This is a genomic window from Pseudarthrobacter sp. NBSH8 (genome assembly GCF_014217545.1).
In the GTDB taxonomy this organism is placed as follows: Bacteria; Actinomycetota; Actinomycetes; order Actinomycetales; family Micrococcaceae; genus Arthrobacter.
In genome coordinates this window covers 1,690,138-1,713,028 of the sequence record NZ_CP043178.1, presented here as the reverse complement: position 1 = coordinate 1,713,028, position 22,891 = coordinate 1,690,138, and the positions used below count along the sequence as shown (strand labels likewise).

The 22,891-nt window shown below is 64.8% G+C and carries 18 protein-coding genes and 1 tRNA gene; 9 read left to right on the top strand and 10 right to left on the bottom strand.

Annotated features, from left to right (window positions below; translation table 11 throughout):
- Position 1 precedes the first annotated feature (1 nt).
- The gene (locus FYJ92_RS07835; protein ID WP_185263337.1) at positions 2-808 is read right to left on the bottom strand and encodes an enoyl-CoA hydratase-related protein; all 807 of its coding nucleotides are present in this window, start codon (positions 806-808) and stop codon (positions 2-4) included.
- A gap of 186 nt (positions 809-994) precedes the next feature.
- Here FYJ92_RS07835 and FYJ92_RS07830 point away from each other — a divergent pair, with 186 nt between their 5' ends.
- The 8 genes from FYJ92_RS07830 (at position 995) to FYJ92_RS07795 (ending at position 8,415) form a co-directional block, all read left to right on the top strand.
- Positions 995-2,359, top strand: a complete 1,365-nt coding sequence (locus FYJ92_RS07830; RefSeq protein WP_185263336.1) for an MFS transporter — start codon at positions 995-997, stop codon at positions 2,357-2,359.
- A 101-nt stretch (positions 2,360-2,460) separates the two neighbouring features.
- Entirely contained in the window at positions 2,461-2,913 is a 453-nt protein-coding gene (locus FYJ92_RS07825) for a PaaI family thioesterase (RefSeq protein WP_185263335.1), read from the top strand.
- Positions 2,914-3,035: 122 nt separating this feature from the next.
- Positions 3,036-3,977 (top strand): 3-carboxyethylcatechol 2,3-dioxygenase, encoded by a 942-nt coding sequence (locus FYJ92_RS07820; RefSeq protein WP_185263334.1) that lies wholly within the window; start codon positions 3,036-3,038, stop codon positions 3,975-3,977.
- Positions 3,977-4,819, top strand: a complete 843-nt coding sequence (locus FYJ92_RS07815; RefSeq protein ID WP_185263333.1) for a 2-keto-4-pentenoate hydratase — start codon at positions 3,977-3,979, stop codon at positions 4,817-4,819. The genes FYJ92_RS07820 and FYJ92_RS07815 overlap by 1 nt, the downstream gene beginning before the upstream one ends.
- A gap of 11 nt (positions 4,820-4,830) precedes the next feature.
- A complete protein-coding gene (locus tag FYJ92_RS07810; protein ID WP_185263332.1) occupies positions 4,831-5,769 on the top strand; it encodes an acetaldehyde dehydrogenase (acetylating) in 939 nt (312 codons plus the stop codon).
- A 2-nt stretch (positions 5,770-5,771) separates the two neighbouring features.
- Entirely contained in the window at positions 5,772-6,818 is a 1,047-nt protein-coding gene (dmpG, locus tag FYJ92_RS07805) for a 4-hydroxy-2-oxovalerate aldolase (RefSeq protein ID WP_185263331.1), read from the top strand.
- Between the two features lie 98 nt (positions 6,819-6,916).
- On the top strand, positions 6,917-7,855 hold the full coding sequence (locus tag FYJ92_RS07800; RefSeq protein ID WP_185263330.1) for an SDR family NAD(P)-dependent oxidoreductase: 939 nt from the start codon (positions 6,917-6,919) through the stop codon (positions 7,853-7,855).
- A gap of 104 nt (positions 7,856-7,959) precedes the next feature.
- On the top strand, positions 7,960-8,415 hold the full coding sequence (locus tag FYJ92_RS07795) for a MaoC family dehydratase (RefSeq protein WP_185263329.1): 456 nt from the start codon (positions 7,960-7,962) through the stop codon (positions 8,413-8,415).
- 1,055 nt (positions 8,416-9,470) lie between these two features.
- On the opposite strand, the gene FYJ92_RS07790 is transcribed toward FYJ92_RS07795, so the two are convergent.
- A tRNA-Leu gene (locus FYJ92_RS07790) sits at positions 9,471-9,552 on the bottom strand.
- 204 nt (positions 9,553-9,756) lie between these two features.
- Between FYJ92_RS07790 and FYJ92_RS07785 the strand changes: the two genes are divergently transcribed.
- Entirely contained in the window at positions 9,757-10,362 is a 606-nt protein-coding gene (locus tag FYJ92_RS07785; RefSeq protein WP_056345656.1) for an ANTAR domain-containing response regulator, read from the top strand.
- A gap of 62 nt (positions 10,363-10,424) precedes the next feature.
- Here FYJ92_RS07785 and pyk read toward each other — a convergent pair whose 3' ends face one another.
- From pyk to FYJ92_RS07745, 8 genes are all read right to left on the bottom strand, one after another.
- On the bottom strand, positions 10,425-11,909 hold the full coding sequence (pyk, locus tag FYJ92_RS07780; RefSeq protein WP_185263328.1) for a pyruvate kinase: 1,485 nt from the start codon (positions 11,907-11,909) through the stop codon (positions 10,425-10,427).
- Positions 11,910-11,980: 71 nt separating this feature from the next.
- On the bottom strand, positions 11,981-13,438 hold the full coding sequence (locus FYJ92_RS07775) for a glutamate synthase subunit beta (protein WP_185263327.1): 1,458 nt from the start codon (positions 13,436-13,438) through the stop codon (positions 11,981-11,983).
- Positions 13,431-18,044, bottom strand: coding sequence for a glutamate synthase large subunit (gltB, locus tag FYJ92_RS07770; protein WP_185263326.1), 4,614 nt, complete (start codon positions 18,042-18,044; stop codon positions 13,431-13,433). Before gltB ends, FYJ92_RS07775 begins: the two co-directional genes overlap by 8 nt.
- Before the next feature lie 263 nt (positions 18,045-18,307).
- On the bottom strand, positions 18,308-19,462 hold the full coding sequence (gene lgt, locus FYJ92_RS07765) for a prolipoprotein diacylglyceryl transferase (protein ID WP_185263325.1): 1,155 nt from the start codon (positions 19,460-19,462) through the stop codon (positions 18,308-18,310).
- Positions 19,463-19,467: 5 nt separating this feature from the next.
- Positions 19,468-20,274, bottom strand: coding sequence for a tryptophan synthase subunit alpha (trpA, locus tag FYJ92_RS07760; RefSeq protein ID WP_185263324.1), 807 nt, complete (start codon positions 20,272-20,274; stop codon positions 19,468-19,470).
- A complete protein-coding gene (gene trpB / locus FYJ92_RS07755) occupies positions 20,274-21,680 on the bottom strand; it encodes a tryptophan synthase subunit beta (protein WP_227007452.1) in 1,407 nt (468 codons plus the stop codon). Before trpB ends, trpA begins: the two co-directional genes overlap by 1 nt.
- Before the next feature lie 75 nt (positions 21,681-21,755).
- Positions 21,756-22,577 (bottom strand): indole-3-glycerol phosphate synthase TrpC, encoded by an 822-nt coding sequence (gene trpC / locus FYJ92_RS07750; protein ID WP_185263323.1) that lies wholly within the window; start codon positions 22,575-22,577, stop codon positions 21,756-21,758.
- The gene (locus FYJ92_RS07745; protein ID WP_185263322.1) at positions 22,577-22,864 is read right to left on the bottom strand and encodes an HGxxPAAW family protein; all 288 of its coding nucleotides are present in this window, start codon (positions 22,862-22,864) and stop codon (positions 22,577-22,579) included. The genes trpC and FYJ92_RS07745 overlap by 1 nt, the downstream gene beginning before the upstream one ends.
- Positions 22,865-22,891: the final 27 nt, after the last annotated feature.

The window sequence follows — 22,891 nt, the reverse complement described above, 5'->3', positions numbered from 1 at the left end:
GCTATCTTCCGCTCCAGACCGGCGCCCGCCGGGCCCTGAATGCGGCCACTCCTTCAGCACAGTCAGCCGACCCCAGGACACCCGGTCCCTCCCCTTCGTTGCGTTGCCAATGCGGGTCCTCGCCCTGTCGTATCAGGGTCCCGTCCGGCCGGGAATCGAGGCCTCGTGCGATCCGTTTGGTGGCGGCCACGCTCAAGGGCGCGCAGGCGGCCACACGCCCCGCCAGTTCCAGGGCGCCGGCCAGGGGATCTTCGGCCACCGCGTTGACCAGTCCCCAGCGGACGGCCTCGTCAGCTTCCACCATGCGTCCGGTGAGCAGGATCTCCATGGCCACCTTCGAAGGAATCTGGGCCGGGAGCCTGAATGCCCCTCCGCCGCCCGCGTACACACCGATTTTGCCCTCGGGAAGGCCAAACCGGGCACGTGGCGCCGCGACCGCCAGGTCTGCTGCCAGCACCAACTCCATTCCGCCGCCCAGGCAAACGCCATTGACCGCCGCGATGACGGGGACGGTGACTTCGTGGCGGACGACCCCCGCAAAACCCCACTCGTTTCCTCCCGGGGCGGTGGAGCGAAGAAGTTCACCGCGGGCCAGGGCGTCCATGTCCGCGCCGGCACAGAACGCCCTGTCCCCGGCTCCCGTGAGGATCAAGGCCCTGACCCCGGGATCGGCGGCCGATTCCCAGGCTTCGCCCAGTGCCGTGGCCGTCTCGGTATCAATGACGTTGAGGACATCAGGCCGATTGATCGTCACCACCAGCACGGGGCCGTGGCGCTTGGTGAGGACATTAGCGGATTTCCCGGACATGCGTTTCCTTTCGTGGACTGCGAAGGGCCTCATTGTCACAGGCGCGGGCCCGAAAGAGTCAGGCCTGGGAACGAAACCGTTCCGCGGTACGGAACATGTCATTGGTCACAGGCGCGGGGGCGGGACATTCTCAGCGCATACGTTCGTCCATCTCCCGACGCAACCGCACCCCTTTTGGAGCATGCAATGACGCAATCCCCTCTCGCCGCAGATTCGACGGCGGGCACCAAGAAGGACACCCGCCGCGCCCTGGTGTCCAGCTTCCTCGGCTCAACCGTGGAGTACTACGACTTCCTGCTGTACGGCGCCGCCGCCGGACTGGTCTTCCCCAAACTGTTCTTCCCTGCCGGTATGGATCCGGTGCTTGGCACGTCCCTTTCCTTTGTCATCCTGCTGGCCGGTTACGTCTCCCGCCCGGTGGGCGGTATTCTGTTCGGCCACTTCGGTGACAAGTTTGGCCGCAAGAATATGCTCTTCATCACGCTGATGATGATGGGTATCGTGTCCGTGGCGATCGGGCTCATGCCCACGTACCAGACCATCGGTATTGCCGCCCCGCTGATCCTGGTCCTGCTCCGGGTCATCCAGGGACTCGCTGTGGGCGGCGAGTGGGCCGGCGCCACCCTCATGGCGGCCGAGCACGTCAAGGAGAAGAACCGCGGGTTCGCGGCGTCGATCGCTGTCACCGGCGGTCCCACGGGCTCGGTTTTCGCCACCCTGGTCTTGGGCCTGTTCGCGGGATTGCCGGACACGCAGTTCCTTACGTGGGGCTGGCGCGTCCCGTTCCTGCTCTCCGCCACCCTCGTGATCATCGGTTTGTACCTGCGGTACAAGGTCACCGAATCACCCGACTTTGAGAGGGCCCGCGCCGCCGGCGAAGTACACACCGGCGTACCGATCGTGCGGGTGCTGAAAAAGTACCCGCTGTCCGCGCTCTTCGGCACCCTCGCAGTAGCCGGTCCGCTCTTCATGCAGGCCCTCCTCGCCATCTGGGCTGTGCCCTATGTCGCTGCGCAGGGTGTGGTTTCCCGCCAGGACGCACTGATGATGCTGACAGTCTCGTCAGTGCTGCACATTTTCGCGATCCCCTTCTTCGCCTGGCTCTCTGACAAGTTCGGCCGGCGGCCGGTCATGCTCGCCGGAGCAGCGGTCTCCGTGGTTTTGGTGTTCCCCATGTTCGCCCTGCTGAACTCCGGCAACTTCTGGCTGATCGCCCTGGCTTTCATTGTGGGAAATCCGATCATCCAGGCCTCGATGTATGGACCCATCGGCGCCTTCCTGGCCGAGAAGTTCGAAACGCAGGACCGGTACACCGGCGTGTCCCTGACTTTCCAACTGGGTTCCGTCATCGGCGCCGGCACCGCCCCGCTCATGGCCACGATGCTCATGGGCCTGCCCAACGGCGGCAAGACCAGCAACATCGCCTGGTACTTCATCGTGCTGATCGCCATCGCCGCACTTTCGGTGTTTCTCTCCAAGGAGACCCGGAGCAAGGCACATCGCGCAGCCACGGCCGAACGGGAAGTCCAGGAGCAGGCTGCCAGCCTGTAGAAGAATCACGTTCCGCACACCGGCACTCGCCCTTCCTGGGCGGGTGCCGGCGTCGTTAGCCTGATTCCGAACCCTTCCGCATTAAGCCCAGGAGCAATCAGATGGCTCACCCCTCCTCCCTTGAGGAATTCAGCGCATTCGTTGAGAAGTTCACCGCAAAGCGCGGCTTCGATGACATCGCAGCAACACTTGGCCTTGAACCGCACGCCGTGACGGACTCCACCGTGAGCATGTCCATGCCGCTGCAGGACGCGTATGCCCAAGCCTCGGGGATGTTCTCCGCCGCAGCGCTCTTCGGCGCCGCAGACATCACCGGCACGTTCCTTGCCATGCAGACGTATGCCGGCAGCGGGCAGTTTCCCCTGGCCGTCCAGTCGAACATCAACTTCATGTCCAATTCGAAGGCATCCCCCGCCATCGCTACCGCCCGCATCCTGCGCGGCGGCAACACCGTGGCCGTGGCAGAAGTGTCGGTGGCCGACGCCGACGGCAAGCAGCTGCTTCACTCCACGTTCACGTACGCCATCAAAGAGCGCGCGGTCGGCAACAAGTAGTAGCCCGACTTTTTCTGTCCCGCCGTACGGAACACAGACCTGACTCACCGGCAGCGCCGGGATTGGAATGGAAGTCAGCAAGCGCCTCCCCGGCCACACGCCCATCAAGAAGGAGCCCCCTCATGACCCAGGCACTGGTGTGCATGTCCCACAGCCCTTTGCTCGAACACGCCAACCCTCCGGCCGAGGTAAAAGCCGCCGTCGAGTCCGCCTTCGACCAGGTCCGCGCCTTCGTCAAGGATTTTGATCCGGACTTGGTCGTCAACTTCGGCCCCGACCACTACAACGGGTTCTTCTACGACCTGATGCCCCCGTTCTGCATCGGCTATGAAGCCCACGGGACCGGCGACTACGACTCGTTTGCCGGGAAACTGGACGTCCCCACCGTGATCGCCGAAGAACTGGCCCAGTACGTCATCACCCAGGACATCGACACTGCGATCTCCCGCAGGATGGAGGTGGATCACGGAGCCGTGCAGCCCATGGAGATTCTCTACAGCGGCGACGCTGCCGCCAAGCCGCTCATTCCGGTCTTCATCAACTCTGTGGCCCCGCCCTTCTCCAAGGTGCGCCGCGTCCGCCAGTTCGGCGCGGCCATCGGCGAGTACTTCAAGAACTCGGACAAAAAGGTGCTGTTCATCGGTTCCGGCGGGCTCTCCCATGATCCGCCGGTGCCGCAGATCGCCACTGCCACCGACGAACAGCGCCAGTTCCTCACCGACGGACGCCGCCCCACTGCGGAGGCGCGCGCCGCACGCCAGGCCCGCACCATCGCCACAGCGGAGGCTTTCGCCCGGGGCGAGGCAGACATCATGGAACTTAATCCCGAGTGGGACCGCGCGTTCCTTGACGTCTGCAGGTCAGGCGATGTCACGGGCTTCGACGCCTACGACCCGGAAGAGATGTCCCGCGTAGCCGGCCACTCCTCCCACGAGGTCCGCACCTGGGTGGCGGCCTATTCTGCCCTCCGCGCCTGCGGCGAATACGACGTCACCTACGAGTTCTACAAGCCGATCAAGGAATACATCGCCGGATTTGGCGTGACGACGGCGGTGCTGCGCTGATGACGAGCGGAACCACTGCCCCGGCAGACACCGCCGCTGCCCCCGCTGCCCCGGAGGCCCGCCAGCAACAGCTGGAGAAATTCGGCCAGGAACTGCTGGCCGCCACCGAGTCCCTCGTACCGGTTGCGCCGCTGCGCGACAGGCTCGAAGGGCTGACCCTCGCGGACGCCTACCGCGTGCAGACCGTGCAGCTTGAGCACCACACGGCTGCCGGGCGTGTGCTGGCCGGCCGCAAGGTGGGCCTGACCTCGCTGGCCATGCAGAAACAGCTCGGCGTTGATTCGCCGGACTTCGGGTTCTTCTTCAAGGACATGGTCCACTACGACGGCGCCAACATCCCGGCGTCCGGATTTATCCAGCCCAAAGTGGAGCCGGAATTCGGCTTTGTTTTGAAGCACTCCCTGCAGGGCCCGGGCGTCACCCTGGAACAGGCCGCTGCCGCCATTGCCGCAGTGTACCCGGCGATCGAGATCATCGATTCCCGCATCACAAACTGGGACATCAAGCTCGTGGACACGGTCGCGGACAACGCCTCCTGCGGCGCGATCGCCGTCGGCTCAACCCCGCTCGACGTCGACCCCACGGCGCTGCTGGACGTCCCCTGCTCGCTGGTGATCGATGGCGAGGTTACCGGCTCCGGCACGGGCTCCGACGTGATGGGCAACCCCGTGGCACCGCTGGCCTGGCTGGCCAACGTCCTCGGCGAAGAGGGCGTTGCGCTTGAAGCCGGCCAGCTAATTCTCCCCGGTTCCTTCACCAAGGCCGAGCCCGTGACCGCCGGAAGCACCGCCGTCGCGGACTTCGGCCTGCTGGGCTCACTGACCCTTCACTTCACAGACTAAGGACCCCCACCATGGCAAAGAAAACAGCAGCCATCGTCGGCTCAGGAAACATCGGCACCGACCTGATGTTCAAGCTGATGCGCCGCAGCAAAAACGTCGAAGTCAAATACATGATCGGCGTCGACCCGGCCTCTGACGGGCTCGCCCGCGCCGCCCGGCTCGGCCTGACCACCTCCGCCGAGGGCGTGGACTGGCTCCTGGCCCAGGACGAGCTCCCGGACTTCGTGTTCGAATGCACCTCCGCGAAGGCCCACCAGATCAATGCCCCGAAGTACAAGGCCGCGGGGATCCACGCGATCGACCTGACCCCGGCCGCTGTCGGCCCCTACCTATGCCCGGTGGTGAACCTGGACGCCCTCGAGGACGTCCTGAACGTCAACATGATCACCTGCGCCGGCCAGGCCACCACGCCGATCGTCGCCGCGGTCTCCTCCGTGGTCCCGGTCGACTACGCCGAGATCGTCGCCTCCATCGCCTCCAAATCCGCCGGCCCGGGCACCCGCGCCAACGTCGACGAGTTCACCGAGACCACGGCCAAAGCCCTGGAAGTGGTTGGTGGAGCCAAGCGCGGCAAGGCCATCATCATCATCAACCCGGTGGAACCGCCCATGATCATGCGCAACACCGTCTACTGCGCCATCCCGGCCGCAGCCGCCGAACCCGGGCAGTTGCAGGACAAAATCCGTGCCGCCATCGACGAGGCCGTTGTGAAGATCCAGGATTACGTGCCCGGCTATTCGCTGCGCGTCGAGCCCCAGTTCGACGCAGCCCGCGAGGACTGGAGCGGCAATGGCCGGGTCGGGATCTGGATCCAGGTCAAGGGTGCAGCCGATTACCTGCCCGAATACGCCGGCAACTTGGACATCATCACCGCCGCCGCCACCCGGACGGCAGACCTGCTGGCCGAGCGCATGGACGCCGCCCTTTCCGCCACACCCGTAGGAGCATAACCATGACCCCCATCTCCGCCACCACAGCACAGAAACTCAGCGTCCGGCTGACCGACACCACGCTGCGCGACGGCTCCCACGCCATGAGCCACCGGTTCACCGAAGACCACGTCCGCTCCGTCGTCCGCGCCCTCGACGACGCCAAAGTCGAAATCATCGAAGTCACCCACGGCGACGGCCTCGGCGGGTCATCCTTCAACTACGGCTTCTCGCTCACCCCCGAACTGGACCTGGTCCGGGCCGCCGTCGACGAATCCCGCAACGCAAAAATCGCCGTACTCATGCTGCCCGGCCTGGGCACCATCCACGACCTGAACCAGGCCCACGAGGCCGGCGCATCGGTGGCCCGGATCGCCACCCACTGCACCGAGGCCGACGTCTCCATCCAGCACTTCCAGCACGCCCGCAAACTCGGCATGGAGACCGTCGGGTTCCTGATGCTCTCCCACCGCGCCACCCCGGAAAAACTCGCCGAACAGGCCCGGATCATGACAGACGCCGGCTGCCAGTGCGTCTACGTCGTGGACTCCGCCGGAGCCCTCATCCTCGAAGACGTCTCCGACCGCGTCTCCGCCCTCGTCGCCGAACTCGGCAACGACGCGCAGGTTGGTTTCCACGGCCACCAGAACCTCAGCTTCGGCGTCGCGAACTCCGTCTTTGCCGCCCGAGCCGGGGCCAAGCAGATCGACGGGACCCTGTTGGCCCTTGGCGCCGGGGCCGGCAACTCACCCACCGAAGTCCTCGCTGCAGCCTTCGAACGCCTCGGCATCGAGACCGGCGTTGACGTCCACGCCGTCATGGCCGCCGCTGATGACATCGTCAAGCCCATCATCACCCGCATGCCCATCATGGACCGCGCCTCCATCATGCAGGGCTACGCCGGGGTGTACTCCTCCTTCCTCATCCACGCCGAACGTGCCGCCGAACGCTACGGCGTCCCGGCCTGGCAGATCCTCGAGGAAATCGGCCGCGCCGGCTACGTCGGCGGACAGGAAGACATGATCGTCGACGTCGCCGTTCAGCTCGCCTCCGGCGCCCGGGTCGCATAGCCTCTGGCGCCGTAGAAGCCGACAGCTGCCGGACCTGCACCTAAACCGGTTGGTAGCCCGTATCAGCCGGTCTAGACGCCCCTATTAGAGAGCTCGAGATGAACCTGTCAGGAAAAGTAGCGATCGTCACCGGAAGCGGACGAGGCCTCGGCCTCGCCTACGCCCGGGAGCTCGCCCGCCAGGGCGCTGCCGTGGTCATCAATGGCCAAGGCACCGAGTCGGTGACTGACGCCGTCCGGACCGTCGAGGCCGACGGCGGCCGTGCTGTCGGAGTCGTCGTACCGGTGGGCAGCACCAAATCCGCCCGGCTGCTGGTGCAGACAGCGGTGGAGACCTTCGGCCGGCTGGACATCCTGGTCACCAATGCTGGCATCCTGCGGGACAAATCCCTGCTGAAGATGACCGACGAGGACTTCGACGACGTGATCAACGTCCACCTCAAGGGGACCTTCACCTGTGTCCGGGAAGCGTTCGGTTACTTCAAGGAGAACGGCATCGCTGGCCGCATCATCACCATCGGCTCCCCCACCGGCCAGCGCGGCAACTTCGGCCAGACCAACTATGCTGCAGCCAAGGCCGGGATCGTCGGCATGGTCCGCACCTGGGCGCTCGAAATGAAAAAGGCCGGCGTCACCGCAAACGCCGTCATCCCCGTCGCCGCCACCGCCATGACCAAAACCGTCCCGTACTTCCAAAAGGCCGTCGAAGCGGACGAACGCGGCGAGACCATGCCCGCCTTCTTCCGCCACGAGCTCGGCTTCGGCACCGCCGACGACGTCGCCGGACTCATCGCCTTCCTCGCCTCAGACTCGGCCGCCGGGATCACCGGCCAGGTCATCGGCGCCGGCGGTGACCGGCTGCAGCTCTGGACCCACCCCGAGGCTGCCGTCACCGAATACCGCGAGGGCGGCTGGGGCTACCAGGACCTGGTGGAGGACTTCGGCACGCTCTTCGGTGACAAGCTCCAGAGCGTCGGCGAGGACTTCCTCCCGCTCCCGGAGGAGCTGAACACCGAGCAGCCGGCAAAGATCGGCTGACGTGGCCATCGCTGCTCATCAAGCCGCTTCGAACTCGACATCGACGTTGCGGCTTAGTGAGCAGGAAGTCACAAGAAACCCCCATCCAACCGCAGGAGGACACTATGCCCAATCTTGTCGTCGATTTCGACAAACTGCTCACCCTCGCCGGCACCGACCTCGGCGTCACTGACTACGTCGAAATCACCCAGGAACAGATCAACAAATTTGCTGACGCCACCAGCGACGACCAGTGGATCCACGTCGACCCCGAGCGCGCCAAGGACGGACCGTTCGGAGCCCCGATCGCCCACGGCTTCCTCACCCTTTCCCTGATCATCCCGCTCTGGGGCGAGTTGTTCGACGTCGACGGCGTCACCGCCAAGGTCAACTACGGCCTGGACAAGGTCCGCTTCACCTCACCTGTCAAGGTAGGCTCGCGCATCCGGATGCAGGCCACCATCGCCGAAGTCACCGAGGTCAAGGGCGGCGCCCAGATCAAGGTCGCGAACACGATAGAGATCGAGGGCCAGGAAAGACCCGCCGTCGTGGCCGAATTCCTCGCCCGCTTCTACGTTTAGGCGGTACCACCGACGGACAGTTTGGGGGCCATCCCGATGCGGGGTTAAAGAAGGCGACCAACTGACTCCTAGACAGGGGATGCACAAGGGCACGCTCTCCCGCGACCCTTCGAGTCGGCGACCGAGCAGTCTGTAAGGTCTGTCGCAACGCCGCCGACAGCCGTGATTATGGCGCAGCTGTCGTTTTCTCAGCGAGCAGACGTTGAAGTCTCCGCCGCGGCGCTGATGACGGAGTCCAGGAAGCCCAGGAAGGCTGTGTCTAGGTCGCGGCGCCGCAGAACGTCCAGGCGTGAGGTTCCGGTGTAGTACTGGTGGATTAGACCGGCCTGGCGGAGTGCGGAGATACGCCCTCGTATCCCACGAACGACCGCTGCAATCGCACGCGGGCGATCGGTAAAGATCCGGTCTGGGTCGTCGCCGCGCTGCTCGCCCAGCATGCGTTGGCGCCGGGGAGGCCGAGATCGTCGGGATCTGGTTGAGGGCAGCGTTGCCAGCTCCCACCGCCAAAGCAGCGAGAACAGCAACGCCGGATACCCAGAAGCCGGATGTGGCAATGACGGGAAAATGATGGCAGCGGCGGCCGGATAGCTGTTGGGAAGACAGCGGCAGCAAGGCCCACCAGTTCCTGCAAATCGCCCTCGAAGCCGGCCCCGCCTGCCAACTGGCCAGAACCAGCGTCCTCATGATCAGCTCCGGACCAGTTGCCAGGTCAGGCCGTTGCGACCGCAGTCCTGCATGAACACGTATCAGAGCGGGAATGCTGGACGGGCCGCAAGCCCAGGTCCATCTAAAGAATAATCAGCAAGTCATGTTGTACGCGGCTCTAGCCATCATGAAGTAGTGAACGCGAAACCCGACGGAAGGACGAACGAGGATGAACACCCAGGAGGGACCGCAGGGCGGTACCCGGTCCGCCGTAGCCAGCAACTCCCCCACACAACCGAATAGGTCTATACGGGACCCCACACACCCGGAACATCAGATCAGAGGCAAGAGTGTGGACACTGTCCACACGAAAAAAACACAAAAAAGGCCACCGACCTGCGGTAACACTGTGCCCGAGGTGGGACTCGAACCCACACACCTTTCGATACCGCATTTTGAGTGCGGCGCGTCTGCCAATTCCGCCACTCGGGCGCGGAATACGTTGTGCAAACCGGTACGCCCACAGCTGATTGTGAGCAACGCGATCGCTTCACGTACGCGGATTTACTCTACATGCAGATAGGCTGAATTCCAGAATCGCGCCGCTGACGCCGCAATAGACCATGCAGATCAAAGTACGGCCGATGGCGCGCCTAAGATGGTGATGTCCTCGCCGTACATTTCCAAGGAGATCCCGTGACTGAACAAACGGAGTCAAAACCCACGTCCCAGCCGGCGCGCCGCGTCATTGTGGCCGAGGATGAAACCCTCATTCGACTCGACATCATCGAGATCCTGCGCGGCGAAGGCTATGACGTGGTGGGCGAAGCCGACAACGGCGAGAAGGCCGTGCAGCTGGCCGAGGAACTCAAGCCGGATCTCGTTCTGATGGACGTCAAGATGCCCATCATGGATGGCATCACCGCGGCCGAGAAGATCGTCAAGGCCCGTATCGCCCCCGTAGTGCTGTTGACTGCTTTCAGCCAGAAGGAACTCGTGGAGCGCGCCCGTGACGCTGGCGCGATGGCCTACGTGGTCAAGCCCTTCACCCCGGCAGACCTCATCCCTGCCCTGGAAATCGCGCTCTCCCGCCACGAGGAAATCAAGGCCCTCGAAAGCGAAGTGTCGGACCTGCAGGAGCAGTTCGCCACCCGCAAGCTCGTCGAGCGCGCCAAGAGCCTGCTGACCACCAAGATGGGCCTGACGGAGCCGGAAGCGTTCCGCTGGATCCAGAAAACCTCCATGGACCGCCGCCTCAGCATGCGCGAGGTTGCCGAAACCATCATCAACCAGGTCAACTAAGCCACTAGCTCTTAAAAGGAAGGACCCCTGCCAGCCGGCAGGGGTCCTTCCTTTTTAGGCTGCTATGCCGTCGGCCAGGGCCCGAGCTTCTCCCTGGGAGCACCTTCGCTGGCGTCGCCCAAGCTGCCGGCGTCTGCAAAGTCGCCCACCCTGTGCGCCTTCAGCGAGTTGGTGGAACCGGCCTTTCCGGGAGGGGACCCGGCGGCAATGATCACCAGGTCACCGTCCTCGACGAGCTTCATTTCGAGCAGGCTGCGGTCAACCTGCGCGGTCATCTCGTCGGTGTGGCCCACCATGGGGACCAGCACCGGCTGGATGCCCCAGGTCAGTGCCAGCTGGTTCCACACGTGCTCCACCGGGGTAAAAGCGAACACCGGCCGGATGGGACGCAGGCGTGACAGGCGGCGTGCGGAATCACCGGACTGGGTGAAAGTACAGATGTACTTTGCTTCCAGCTGGTCGGCGATTTCGACGGCGGCCCGCGTGATGGCACCACCACGGGTCTTTGGCTTGGTGCCCAGCGGCGGAACGCGTTCCAGGCCGTGGACCTCGGTGGATTCAATGATCCTGGCCATGACCTTGACGGTTTCGATCGGGTACTTGCCCACACTGGTCTCGCCGGACAGCATGACGGCGTCTGCACCGTCGAGCACGGCGTTGGCGCAGTCCGAAGCTTCTGCGCGGGTGGGGCGCGGGTTGTCGATCATCGATTCGAGGACCTGCGTGGCCACGATGACCGGCTTCGCCCAGCGGCGAGCCAGTTCGATGGCGCGCTTCTGCACGATCGGCACTTCCTCCAGCGGAAGTTCCACACCGAGGTCGCCACGGGCCACCATGATGGCGTCAAAGGCGTCGATGATCTCGTGGAGCTGCTCCACTGCCTGCGGCTTTTCGATCTTGGCGATGACCGGCACACGTCGGCCCTCTTCGTCCATGATCTCGTGCACGCGGACGATGTCCGAGGCGTCACGGACGAACGACAAGGCAATCAGGTCAACGCCGCGGCGCATGGCCCAGCGGAGATCATCCTCGTCCTTTTCGCTCAGTGCCGGCACGTTGACCGCAACGCCGGGAAGGTTGATGCCCTTGTTGTTGGACACCATTCCGCCGACGGTTACGACGGTGACAACCTTCACGGCGTCGACCTCGGTCGCCCGCAGGGCCACCTTGCCGTCGTCGATCAGCAGTGCATCCCCCACGTTGACGTCCTCGGTAAGGCTCTTCAGCGTGGTGGAGCAGATGTCCTTGGTGCCCGGCACGTCTTCGGTGGTGATGGTGAAGATGTCACCCTCCGCCAGGGCGTGGGGGCCGTCCACAAAGCGCCCAAGACGGATCTTCGGGCCCTGGAGGTCAGCCATGATTGCCACAGGCTTGCTCAGCTGGGCTGCTGCCTTGCGGACATTCTCGTAGGTGTTGTCGTGCACGGCGTAGTCGCCGTGACTCATGTTCATCCGAGCAACATCCACACCGGCTTCCAACACCGCGAGCGTGTTCTCAAAGCTGGCAATTGCCGGGCCAAAAGTGGCCACAATCTTAGCGCGTCTCATATACCTACCCTAGTAGTGTCCTGCATTGGTTAAGTTGTTGTGGGGGTTAATCCCCGGCGAACTGACGGGTATCAGAGAACCGTGATGGCCCGGTCCGTCGGAGCCACCGGCGCCGGCAGGATGGTGCTGCCCATGAGGAAATTGTCCACGGCGGCGGCACAGGCACGGCCTTCGGCGATGGCCCACACAATGAGCGACTGCCCGCGGCCGGCGTCACCGGCCACAAAAATGCCCTCCGTGTTGGTCATGTAGTACCCGTCGCGGGTCACGTTGCCGCGCCCGTCGAACTCGGCACTGACCTGCTCGGTGATGCCCGCAGGCTCCGCTCCGGTGAAGCCCAGCGACAGGAAGACCAGGTCCGCCGGGATGATCCGTTCGGTGCCGGCTTTGGGGAGCCGCTTGCCGTCAACGAATTCCGTTTCGGCAACCTTGACGCCCGTGAGCTTGCCGTTCTCTCCGACAAACTCCACGGTGGAGGCGAGGTACGTACGTTCGCCGCCTTCCTCGTGGGCGCTGGCCATTTCGAACAGGGTGGGGAACGTGGGCCAGGGCTGGTGCCCGGCACGTTCCGCCGATGGCTGCTTGCCGATGGCCAGGGTGGTCACCGATGCGGCTCCATGCCGATGCGCAGTACCGAGGCAGTCAGCACCGGTATCGCCGCCGCCCAGGATCACCACGTGCTTCCCCTTCGCGTGGATCTGGTTCTCCACCGTCTCCCCCGCGACAACACGGTTGGCCGGCACCAGGTAATCCATGGCAAAGTGCACGCCCTCAAAGTCGCGGCCCGGGATGGGCAGGTCCCGCGGGACGGTAGCGCCAGTGGCAACCACGACGGCGTCGTAGCGGCGTCGCAGCTGCTCCCACGTCACGTCGGTGCCTACAGCGACGCCGGTGCGGAAGCGGGTGCCTTCGGCCTTCATCTGCTCAACGCGGCGGTCCACCTGCTCCTTCTCCATCTTGAAGTCGGGGATGCCGTAGCGGAGGAGGCCGCCGATCTTGTCGTCACGCTCGTACACCGCAACGGTGTGCCCCACCCGGGTCAGCTGCTGCGCCACGGCCAGGCCGGCAGGGCCGGAGCCGACGACGGCAACGGTCTTTCCGGTCAGGCGCGTCGGAGGCAGCGGGTTGACCCAGCCGTTTTCGAACGCTTCGTCGATGATGGAGACTTCAACCTGCTTGATGGTCACAGCAGGCTGGTTGATCCCCAGCACGCAGGACGCCTCACAGGGTGCCGGGCAAAGCCGGCCGGTCCACTCGGGGAAGTTGTTAGTGGCGTGCAGCCGCTCAATCGCTTCCTCGCCCTTGTCCCGCCAGGTGAGGTCGTTCCACTCGGGGATCAGGTTGCCGAGCGGGCAGCCCTGGTGGCAGAAAGGCACGCCGCAGTCCATGCAGCGTCCGGCCTGGGCCTTCAGGACGCCCTTTTCCTGCGCCTCGTAGACTTCCTTCCAATCCATGATGCGGACCGGAACGGGGCGGCGCGGCTGGGTTTCACGCTGGCGTACTTTAAGAAATCCGCGTGGATCAGCCACCGGTTACCTCCAGGATTCGAGCCCATACTTCTTCGCCATCGGGGTCAAGGCCCTCTTCGATGGCGTCCAGTCGGGTTTGCAGGACTGCCGCGTAATCGCGCGGCAGCACTTTGGTAATGCGGGCAGCCGTGTCGTCGAAGTTCTCCAGCAACCGTGCCGCGTGGAGCGATTCCGTTTCCTCGACATGCTTCGCCAGGAGGCCGTGAACAATGTCCCGGTCTTCGGCGTCGAGTTCAACGAGCTGGAGTTCGCCGGACTGCAGGGCGTCCTTGTTGACCTGAGTGGTCTGCAGGTCCAGCACATAGGCGGTGCCGCCGGACATGCCGGCGCCGAAGTTTCGGCCGGTGCGGCCGATGATCAGCGTCTGCCCGCCGGTCATGTACTCGCAGCCGTGGTCGCCGATGCCTTCAACAACTGCGGTGGCTCCGGAGTTGCGGACCAGGAAACGTTCGCCCACCTGGCCGCGCAGGAACATCTCGCCGCTGGTGGCGCCGTAGCCGATCACGTTGCCGGCAATGACGTTGCTTTCGGCCTTGAACACGTTGGTGCGGTCCGGCCGGACGATGATCCGTCCGCCGGAAAGGCCTTTGCCCACGTAGTCGTTCGAGTCACCGAAGAGGCGCAGCGTGATGCCAGCGGGCAGGAAGGCGCCCAGCGACTGTCCCGCGGTACCGGTCAGGGTGATGTCGATGGTGTCCGTCGCCAGCACGTCCGTGCTGAACGTCTTGGTCACCGTGTGGCCCAGCATGGTGCCTACCGAGCGGTCCGTGTTGATCACGTCCACCGCGATCTTCACCGGGCTGCGGTCGGTCAGCGCCTCCGTGGCCATGGTGATCAGCCGCTGGTCAAAGTGCTTGTCCAGCTCGTGGTTCTGCGAGGTCATGTTGCGCAGCGGAGCGTCGTCGTCGAACTCGAGCCCGTGCAGGATCGGGTCCAGGTCCAGTCCGTCGGCCTTCCAGTGGTTGATCGCTTCGCGGGCATCCAGGACCTCGGCGTGGCCGATGGCCTCCTCGATGCTCCGGAAACCGAGTTCCGCGAGGATCTCGCGGACTTCCTCAGCCAGGAATTCGAAGAAGTTGACCACAAATTCGGGCTTGCCGGTGAAGCGGGCCCGAAGTTCGGGGTTCTGTGTAGCGACGCCCACCGGGCAGGTGTCCAGGTGGCAGACGCGCATCATGATGCAGCCTTCCACCACCAGCGGGGCTGTGGCGAAACCGAATTCCTCGCCGCCGAGCAGCGCGGCGATAACAACGTCGCGGCCGGTCTTGAGCTGGCCGTCCACCTGGACCACCACACGGTCGCGCAGCCCGTTGAGCATCAGCGTCTGCTGCGTCTCTGCGAGTCCGAGCTCCCACGGCACACCCGCGTGCTTGAGCGAGTTCAGTGGGGACGCGCCGGTTCCGCCGTCGTGGCCGGAGACGAGTACGACGTCGGCCTTCGCTTTGGTGACACCCGATGCCACAGTGCCGATCCCCACTTCGGAGACGAGCTTGACGTGCACACGGGCCGAGGGGTTGGCGCGCTTCGCATCGTAGATGAGCTGCGCGAGGTCCTCGATCGAGTAGATGTCGTGGTGCGGCGGCGGCGAAATCAGGCCGACGCCGGGTGTCGAGTGGCGTGTCCGGGCAACCCAGGGGTACACCTTCTGCGCCATCAGCTGGCCGCCCTCGCCGGGCTTGGCACCCTGGGCCATCTTGATCTGGATGTCATCAGCGTTGGTCAGGTACAGGCTGGTGACGCCGAACCGGCCCGACGCGATCTGCTTGACGGCAGAGCGGCGCTTCGGGTCGAGCAAGCGGTCCACGTCCTCGCCGCCTTCCCCGGTGTTGGACTTGCCGCCCAACTGGTTCATGGCGATCGCGAGGGTCTCGTGGGCTTCCTTGGAGATGGACCCGTAGCTCATGGCGCCGGTGGAGAAGCGCTTCACAACGCTGGAGACGGGCTCCACTTCCTCCAACGGAACCGCGGGACGGTCGTTCTTGAACTTGAGCAGCCCGCGCAGGGTCATCAGGTTCTCGGACTGGTCATCCACGCCCTTGGTGTACGCCTTGAAAATGTCATAGCGGCGCTCACGCGTGGCGTGCTGGAGCCGGAAGACGGTCTCCGGGTTGAACAGGTGCGGCTCACCGTCGCGGCGCCACTGGTATTCGCCGCCGCCCAGGAGCGGGCGGTGCGGCATTTCGATGCCGCCTTCGGGGTAGGCCATCTGGTGCCGAGCCGAAACCTCGGCGGCGATGACATCCAGGCCCACGCCGCCCAGCTGGGAATGCGTGCCGGCGAAGAACTCGTCCACCAGTTCCTGTCCGAGGCCCAGGGCCTCGAACGTCTGCGCGCCAGTGTAGGACGCAACCGTGGAGATGCCCATCTTGGACATGATCTTCAGGACGCCCTTACCAAGGCCCTTGATCAGGTTGTAGACGCCGTCCTGCGGCGTGACCCCAACAACGTCACCGGCGGTGATGAGCTGCTCCACTGACTCCATGGCCAGGTACGGGTTCACGGCAGAGGCGCCGTAGCCGATCAGGACAGCCACGTGGTGCGTCTCGCGGACGTCGCCGGCCTCGACCACCAGTGCGGTCTTCGTGCGGTTGGCGCTGCGCAGCAGGTGGTGGTGCACGGCGCTGACCAGCAGCAACGAAGGAATCGGGGCCCACTGCGCGTTCGAGTCACGGTCGGACAACACAACGTACTGCACGCCGCGGTTGATCGCGCCGGACACCTGCTCGCAGATCTCGGTGAGCCGGGCACGCAGCGCGTTCTCGCCGCCTTCGGGGCGGTAAAGGCCGCGGACCTTCATGGCTACCCGGTCGCCGTCAGGCGTTTCGATGTTGGCGATCTTGGCGAGCTGGTCGTTGTTGATCACCGGGAACGGCAGCATGACCTGCGGCTGGCGGACCTGCTTCGTGTCCAGCAGGTTGCCGTTCGGGCCAATGGCGCACGTCAGCGACGTGACCAGCTCTTCCCGGATGGCATCCAGCGGCGGGTTGGTGACCTGCGCGAAGGACTGCACAAAGTAGTCGAACAGCAGCCGGGGACGCTTTGACAGCACTGCAATCGGGGTGTCCGAACCCATGGCACCCAGCGGCTCGGCGCCGGTGCGGGCCATCGGCCCGAGCAGGATCTTGAGCTCTTCGGTGGTGTACCCGAAGGTCCGCTGGCGGATGTTGACGGACGCTGCGGTGTGGACCACGTGCTCGCGCTCGGGGAGGTCCTTGAGGTCAATCAGGTTGTCCTTGACCCACTCGGACCACGGGTTCGCGGCAGCGACCTCGGCCTTGACCTCTTCGTCATCGATGATGCGGCCGGCCTCGGTGTCCACCAGGAACATCTTGCCCGGGGAAACCCTGCCCTTTTTGACCACCTTGGCTGGTTCGACGTCGATCACGCCCACCTCGGAGGCGAAGATGATCAGCCCGTCTTCGGTGATCCAGTAACGTCCGGGGCGCAGGCCGTTGCGGTCCAGGGTGGCACCGACAAGGTTGCCGTCGGTGAAGGAGACGGCCGCGGGGCCGTCCCACGGCTCCATCAGCAGGGAGTGGTATTCGTAAAACGCACGCCGCGCCGGATCCATGGTGGCGTGGTTTTCCCAGGCCTCGGGGATCATCATCATGATCGAGTGCGTGATGGGGCGGCCGGAGAGCCAGAGCAGCTCGGCGACTTCGTCGAAGGACGCGGAGTCTGACGCACCAGGAGTGCAGATGGGGTACAGCTCTTCCGGGGACTCACCGAGCAGCGGGTTCGCGAGCTGCGACTGGCGGGCGCGCATCCAGTTGCGGTTGCCCTTGACGGTGTTGATTTCACCGTTGTGTGCGATCGTCCGGAACGGCTGTGCCAGCGGCCACGACGGGAAGGTGTTGGTGGAGAAGCGGGAGTGGACGATTGCCAGCTTGGTCTTGAAACGCTTGTCCGAAAGGTCCGGGTAGAACGGTTCGAGCTGCGCGGTAGTGAGCATGCCCTTGTAGACGATGGTCCGGGAGGACAGCGACGGGAAGTACACGCCGAACTTGTTCTGCGCGCGCTTGCGGACCCGCCAGGCGCGTGAGTCCAGCTCGTTGCGGTCCAGTTCCTCGCCGGTTGCCGAGGCCAGGAAGGGCTGTGAGAAGTAGGGCATGCAGGCACGGGCCATGGCGCCCACGAGGTCAGCGACGATGGGCACTTCGCGCCAGCCGAGCACGGTCAGGCCTTCATCGGCGGCAAGGCCTTCAATGCCGGCCTTGGCGGCGTCGGCTTCGCGCTGCTCGGCAGGGAGGAACGCGGTACCGGCAACGAACTGGCCCGGTGCGGGGAGTTCGAATTCTGTGACGGCGCGGAAGAACTCGTCCGGGATCTGCATCAGCAGACCGGCGCCGTCACCGGTTCCCTCGTCGGCACCCACAGCTCCACGGTGCTCCAGGTTGCGGAGCGCAGTCAGGGCGGCGTCCACAATGTCGTAGCCGGGCTCGCCGCGGAGCGTGGCGATGATCGCCAGGCCGCATGCGTCTTTTTCGTTCTCCGGGTTGTATAGACCCCGGGCCTCGGGCAGCGCGGCAAAGCGCTTGAACGGGGACATGGCAGCCTCAGGCTGGTCCGGTTCGGACCAGCTGGGAGTGTGAAGAGTTTGGCTCATGGGAGACGTCCTTCCTCCTGATCGTGCGTATGGAAGGGACACCGTTGGCCCCACTCGTCAGCGCCTCTGTGATGGGCACAACAAAGTGTTATTTACAGGAAATTGTAGGCCAGACCGGCCTGCTGACTGAACAGTTACGCAGGTCCCTGACCCGGGCTTGACCGGCCAGCTGCTGTCTGCCGACCGGATGGGCCCTATTGCCACGACGCTGTGGTGTGTGGGCGCTCCGAGTGTTGACTCTGCTACCCTGCCGTGCTGGCGTACTACTTGCTCGTGCCTGCCTCCGGCGCGGATTCCGTTGCCTTGTGGCCGGAAGTTCCGGTTACCGGCGATTCCGGAATTGGCTGGTCGCCGTCCCGGAATGCCGGTTCCTCTTCCGTTGGGGCGGAAGGGATCCGGGCACCATTTTGGTTATCTGGGAGATTATCACGCGATTCACTATCTGAGACAGAAGAGTCCGCATCGCGGACCGGTGCCTTGACTGCTCCCGAGGCGTCCATGGCATCGTCTGCTGCCGGTTCACGGCCCGCCAGGAACGGTGTGTCCGGTTCCGGGCGGCCTTTCAATCCCAGGAGGACGAACACGATAAGTGCTGCCACAAAGACAAAAATGCTGGTCCAGACGTTGAGCCTTGTGGTGATGCCGAAGAGGTTGATCTGTTCGGCATCGTCGATCCGCATCGCTTCGATCCAGACCCGGCCCAGTGTGTAGTACATGGCGTAGATCCAGAAGAGCCGGGCACGGCGGAAGTTGAATCGGCGGTCCAGTGCCAACAGGATGAGCACGCCGGCCACGTTCCAGAGCGACTCATACAGAAATGTGGGGTGGAAAAGTGTATCCGCCGGCATACCGGCGGGGAAGTTGGCGTTGTCCGCATCAATCTGCAGGCCCCACGGCAGGGTGGTGGGCCCGCCGAAGAGTTCCTGGTTGAAGTAGTTTCCCCATCGGCCAATGGCCTGGGCCAGCAGCAGTCCGGGCGCCGCGGCGTCCAGGAAGGCGGTGAGTTTCACGCCGGATCGGCGGCAGCCGATCCAGGCGCCCAGGACGCCCAGCACCACGGCACCCCAGATTCCGAGGCCGCCGCGCTGGATCTGCGGGATGAGCCCCAGGTCCCCGGTCCCGTCGAAGCCGGGCCCGAAGTAGGCGTCCGGCGAAGAAACCACGTGATAGAGCCGGCCGCCGATGATGCCAAAAGGAATAGCCCAGATGACGATGTCCCAGACGCTGCCTTCAGGCGCACCGCGGCGGGCCCACCTGACGGACGTGAGCCACAGGCCGGCGATGATCCCGGCGAGGATGCACAGGGCATAAGCGTGGATCCGCAGAGTCCCCCACGGCAGCGGGATGTCGAAGCCGGACCAGTCCGGGCTGGGGATGCTGGCCGGCACCAGGGCGGCGGCCTGAAGGAGGATCTGCATGGTGGTTAGGCTTCTTCCCTGGCGAGTCCGGCGCTCAGGTCCCGGGTGAGGTCCGCGACGGCGGCTACTCCCCCGTCGCGGATGGCAGCAACGAGCGCGGTGCCCACGATGACACCGTCCGCGTACGCTGCGATCTCGCGGACGTGGCTGGCGTTGGAGACACCGAGTCCCACGCACACGCGTTCGGCACCGGCGGCATGCGTGTCGGCGACGAGCTTCTCTGCGCTGCTGCTGACGGCCTGGCGGGTACCCGTCACGCCCATGATGGAGACCGCGTACACAAAGCCCCTGCTTGCCTTGACCGTCATGGCCAGGCGTTCGGGGGTGGAGGACGGCGCCACGAGGAACACGCGGTCCAGTCCGTACTTGTCCGACGCAGCGAACCATTCCGATGCTTCGTCCGGGATGAGGTCGGGCGTGATGAGCCCTGCTCCCCCGGCCTCGGCCAGCCGGCGGGAGAACTCGTCCACACCCAGCCGGACCACGGGGTTCCAGTAGGTCATCACCAGCACGGCGACGTCTGTGGCTGCCGTGATGCCGGCGACCACGTCAAAGACGCTTTCGACCCGGAATCCGTTGGCTATCGCCTCGGTGGTGGCGGCCTGGATGACCGGGCCGTCCATGACCGGATCCGAGTAGGGAATACCGATTTCGATCAGGTCGGCACCGTTTTTCGCCATGGCAATGCCGGCGTCGATGGTGGCCTGGACGTCCGGGTACCCGGCAGGAAGATAGCAGACGAGCGCTGAGCGTCCGGCGTCCCGTGCTCGGTCGATGGCAGCGGCGGACTTGCTGGCCGTCTGTTCAGTCATCAGTTCTTGTCCTCGTTGTTGTCCGCGGCGCTGCCGGCAGGAGCGGCTGTGGTGGGCACGGCTTCAGTCTCTGCCCGGTCGGCAGGGCCCTTGGGCTTACGGGTGGACAGGTTGGTGCCCTTAACCTTGCCCTCCTCATCGAGCATGTCAAACCATTCAGCGGCGGTCTCAACGTCCTTGTCTCCGCGGCCGGAAAGGTTCACGATAATCACCGTTTCGGACGGGTTGGCAGTGCCTTCGGTGAGGCGCTTGCCAACCTTGATGGCACCCGCGAGGGCGTGTGAGGACTCGATGGCGGGAATGATTCCCTCCGTCCGGCACAGCAGCTTGAACGCATCCATTGCTTCGCTGTCGGTGATGGGCTCATAGCTGACGCGTCCAATATCGGCCAGATAGGCGTGCTCCGGGCCAACACCCGGGTAGTCCAGGCCTGCCGAAATCGAGTGCGACTCGATGGTCTGGCCGTCGTCGTCCTGCATGAGGTAGGAGCGTGCGCCGTGCAGGACGCCGGGCTTGCCAAGGGTGATCGTGGCTGCGTGCCGGCCGGTGTCCACGCCGTCGCCGCCGGCTTCAAAGCCGTAGATCTTCACGGACGGATCATCCAGGAATCCGTGGAAGATGCCGATTGCGTTGGAACCGCCGCCGATGCAGGCGCAGACGGCGTCGGGCAGTTTGCCGGTCTGCTCCAGGATCTGGGCGCGGGCTTCCTCGCCGATGACCTCGTGGAAGAAACGGACCATGGCCGGGAACGGGTGCGCCCCGGCGGCGGTGCCCAGCAGGTAGTGCGTGTTGTCCACGTTGCTGACCCAGTCCCGGAGGGCATCGTTGATGGCGTCCTTGAGGGTCTGCGAACCGTTCACCACCGGCACCACGGTGGCGCCCAGCAGCTGCATCCGGGCGACATTCAGCGCCTGCCGGCGGCAGTCTTCGGCGCCCATGTACACAACGCATTCCAGGCCAAGGAGCGCGGCGGCGGTGGCGCTGGCAACACCGTGCTGCCCGGCACCGGTCTCGGCGATGACGCGGGTCTTACCCATGCGCTTGGCGAGCAGGGCCTGGCCCAGGACGTTGTTGATCTTGTGGGATCCGGTGTGGTTGAGATCTTCCCGCTTGAGGAAGATCCGTGCGCCGCCGGCGTGCTCGGAAAACCGCTTGGCTTCGGTCAGCAGCGAGGGGCGGCCGGAGTAGTTCTTGTTCAGGTCGGCGAGCTGGGCCAGGAAGTCGGGATCTGCCTTGGCCTTTTCAAAGGTGTCTTCGAGCTCGTCCAGGGCGGCGATGAGCGATTCCGGCATCCAGCGCCCGCCGTAGCCGCCGAAGTATGGCCCGGGGGCGTGCTTCAGCGAGCCGCCCTGCAGGAAAGCATCCGCAGCGTTGTTGTCAGCGTTTTCTGAGGGTGCGTCAACCATCAGTCTCACCGTCCTGTTCCAGTTGATCGTTCGGAAGTGTTGTGCCGTCGGCGCCAGGGCCGGCGGGTGCCCGGACTAGGCCCGGGCGGCGATGGCGGCAGCGCCGGCTGCCGAGAATTCGGCGATCCGGTCCCGCGGCGTTGCGTCGCTGACCAGGGCCTCGCCCACCAGGATGGCGTTGGCACCGTTGGCGGCGTAGTGCGTCACGTCGTCCACGCCGCGCACACCGGATTCGGCGATGACCAGCGCTTCGGCCGGAATCAGTCCGGCGAGGGAGGCGAAAACTGAACGGTCGACGTCGAGCGTCTTCAGGTTGCGCACGTTGACGCCGATGATGCGCGCCTCAGCCGCCACTGCCCGTTCGATTTCCGCTTCCGTGTGCGTCTCCACCAGCACGTTCATGCCGAGTTCGCGGCTGAGCGCGCTGAAGTCCCGGAGCTCGCTGTCGGAGAGCGACGCCACGATGAGCAGGATCAGGTCCGCGCCGTGGGCGCGGGCCTCCCAGACCTGGTACTCGTCGAGCGTGAAGTCCTTGCGGAGCAGCGGAATGTCCACGCGGGCACGCACGGCGTCCAGGTCCGCAAGGGAACCGTTGAAGCGCCGCTGTTCGGTGAGGACGCTGATCACGGCTGCGCCGCCGTCGGCGTACTGCTCTGCCAGCGATGCCGGATCCACAATTGTGGCGAGGTCACCCTTGGACGGGCTGCGCCGCTTGATTTCCGCGATGACCTTCAGCTGGTCCCGCTGCACGGCGGTGCCGCCGAGGGCCGCCCAGGCGTCCCGGGCGGGTGCCGCGGCCGCAGCCACGTCCTTCAGTTCCGCCAGCGGAACGAGACGCTTCCTGGCCTCCATATCCTCCCTGACACCGGCATTGATGTCATCGAGAACAGTCGCCATCAGTGGCCGGAGCTCTTCAGCTTGCTGCCTTCGACACCGTAGCCGGCCTTGCGCATGATGTAGCCAAGGATGAGGCCGAGGACCATCACGGCCGCGCCCGCGATGAAGATGGGGGTGTTGGCAATGACAAAGGCGATGGACGCAATGAGGGCGCCGACCAGCATAACGATCACGCAGGTCCAAGCCGCGGGGCTGTTGCCGTGGCCAAGTTCCTGGCTGTGGTCAACGACGCCGGGGGCAACGGTCCGGGTGCCTGATCTCGATACGGAAGCGGGTGCTTTGCTCATGTGAATCTCCTCGGGATGAATACTGCT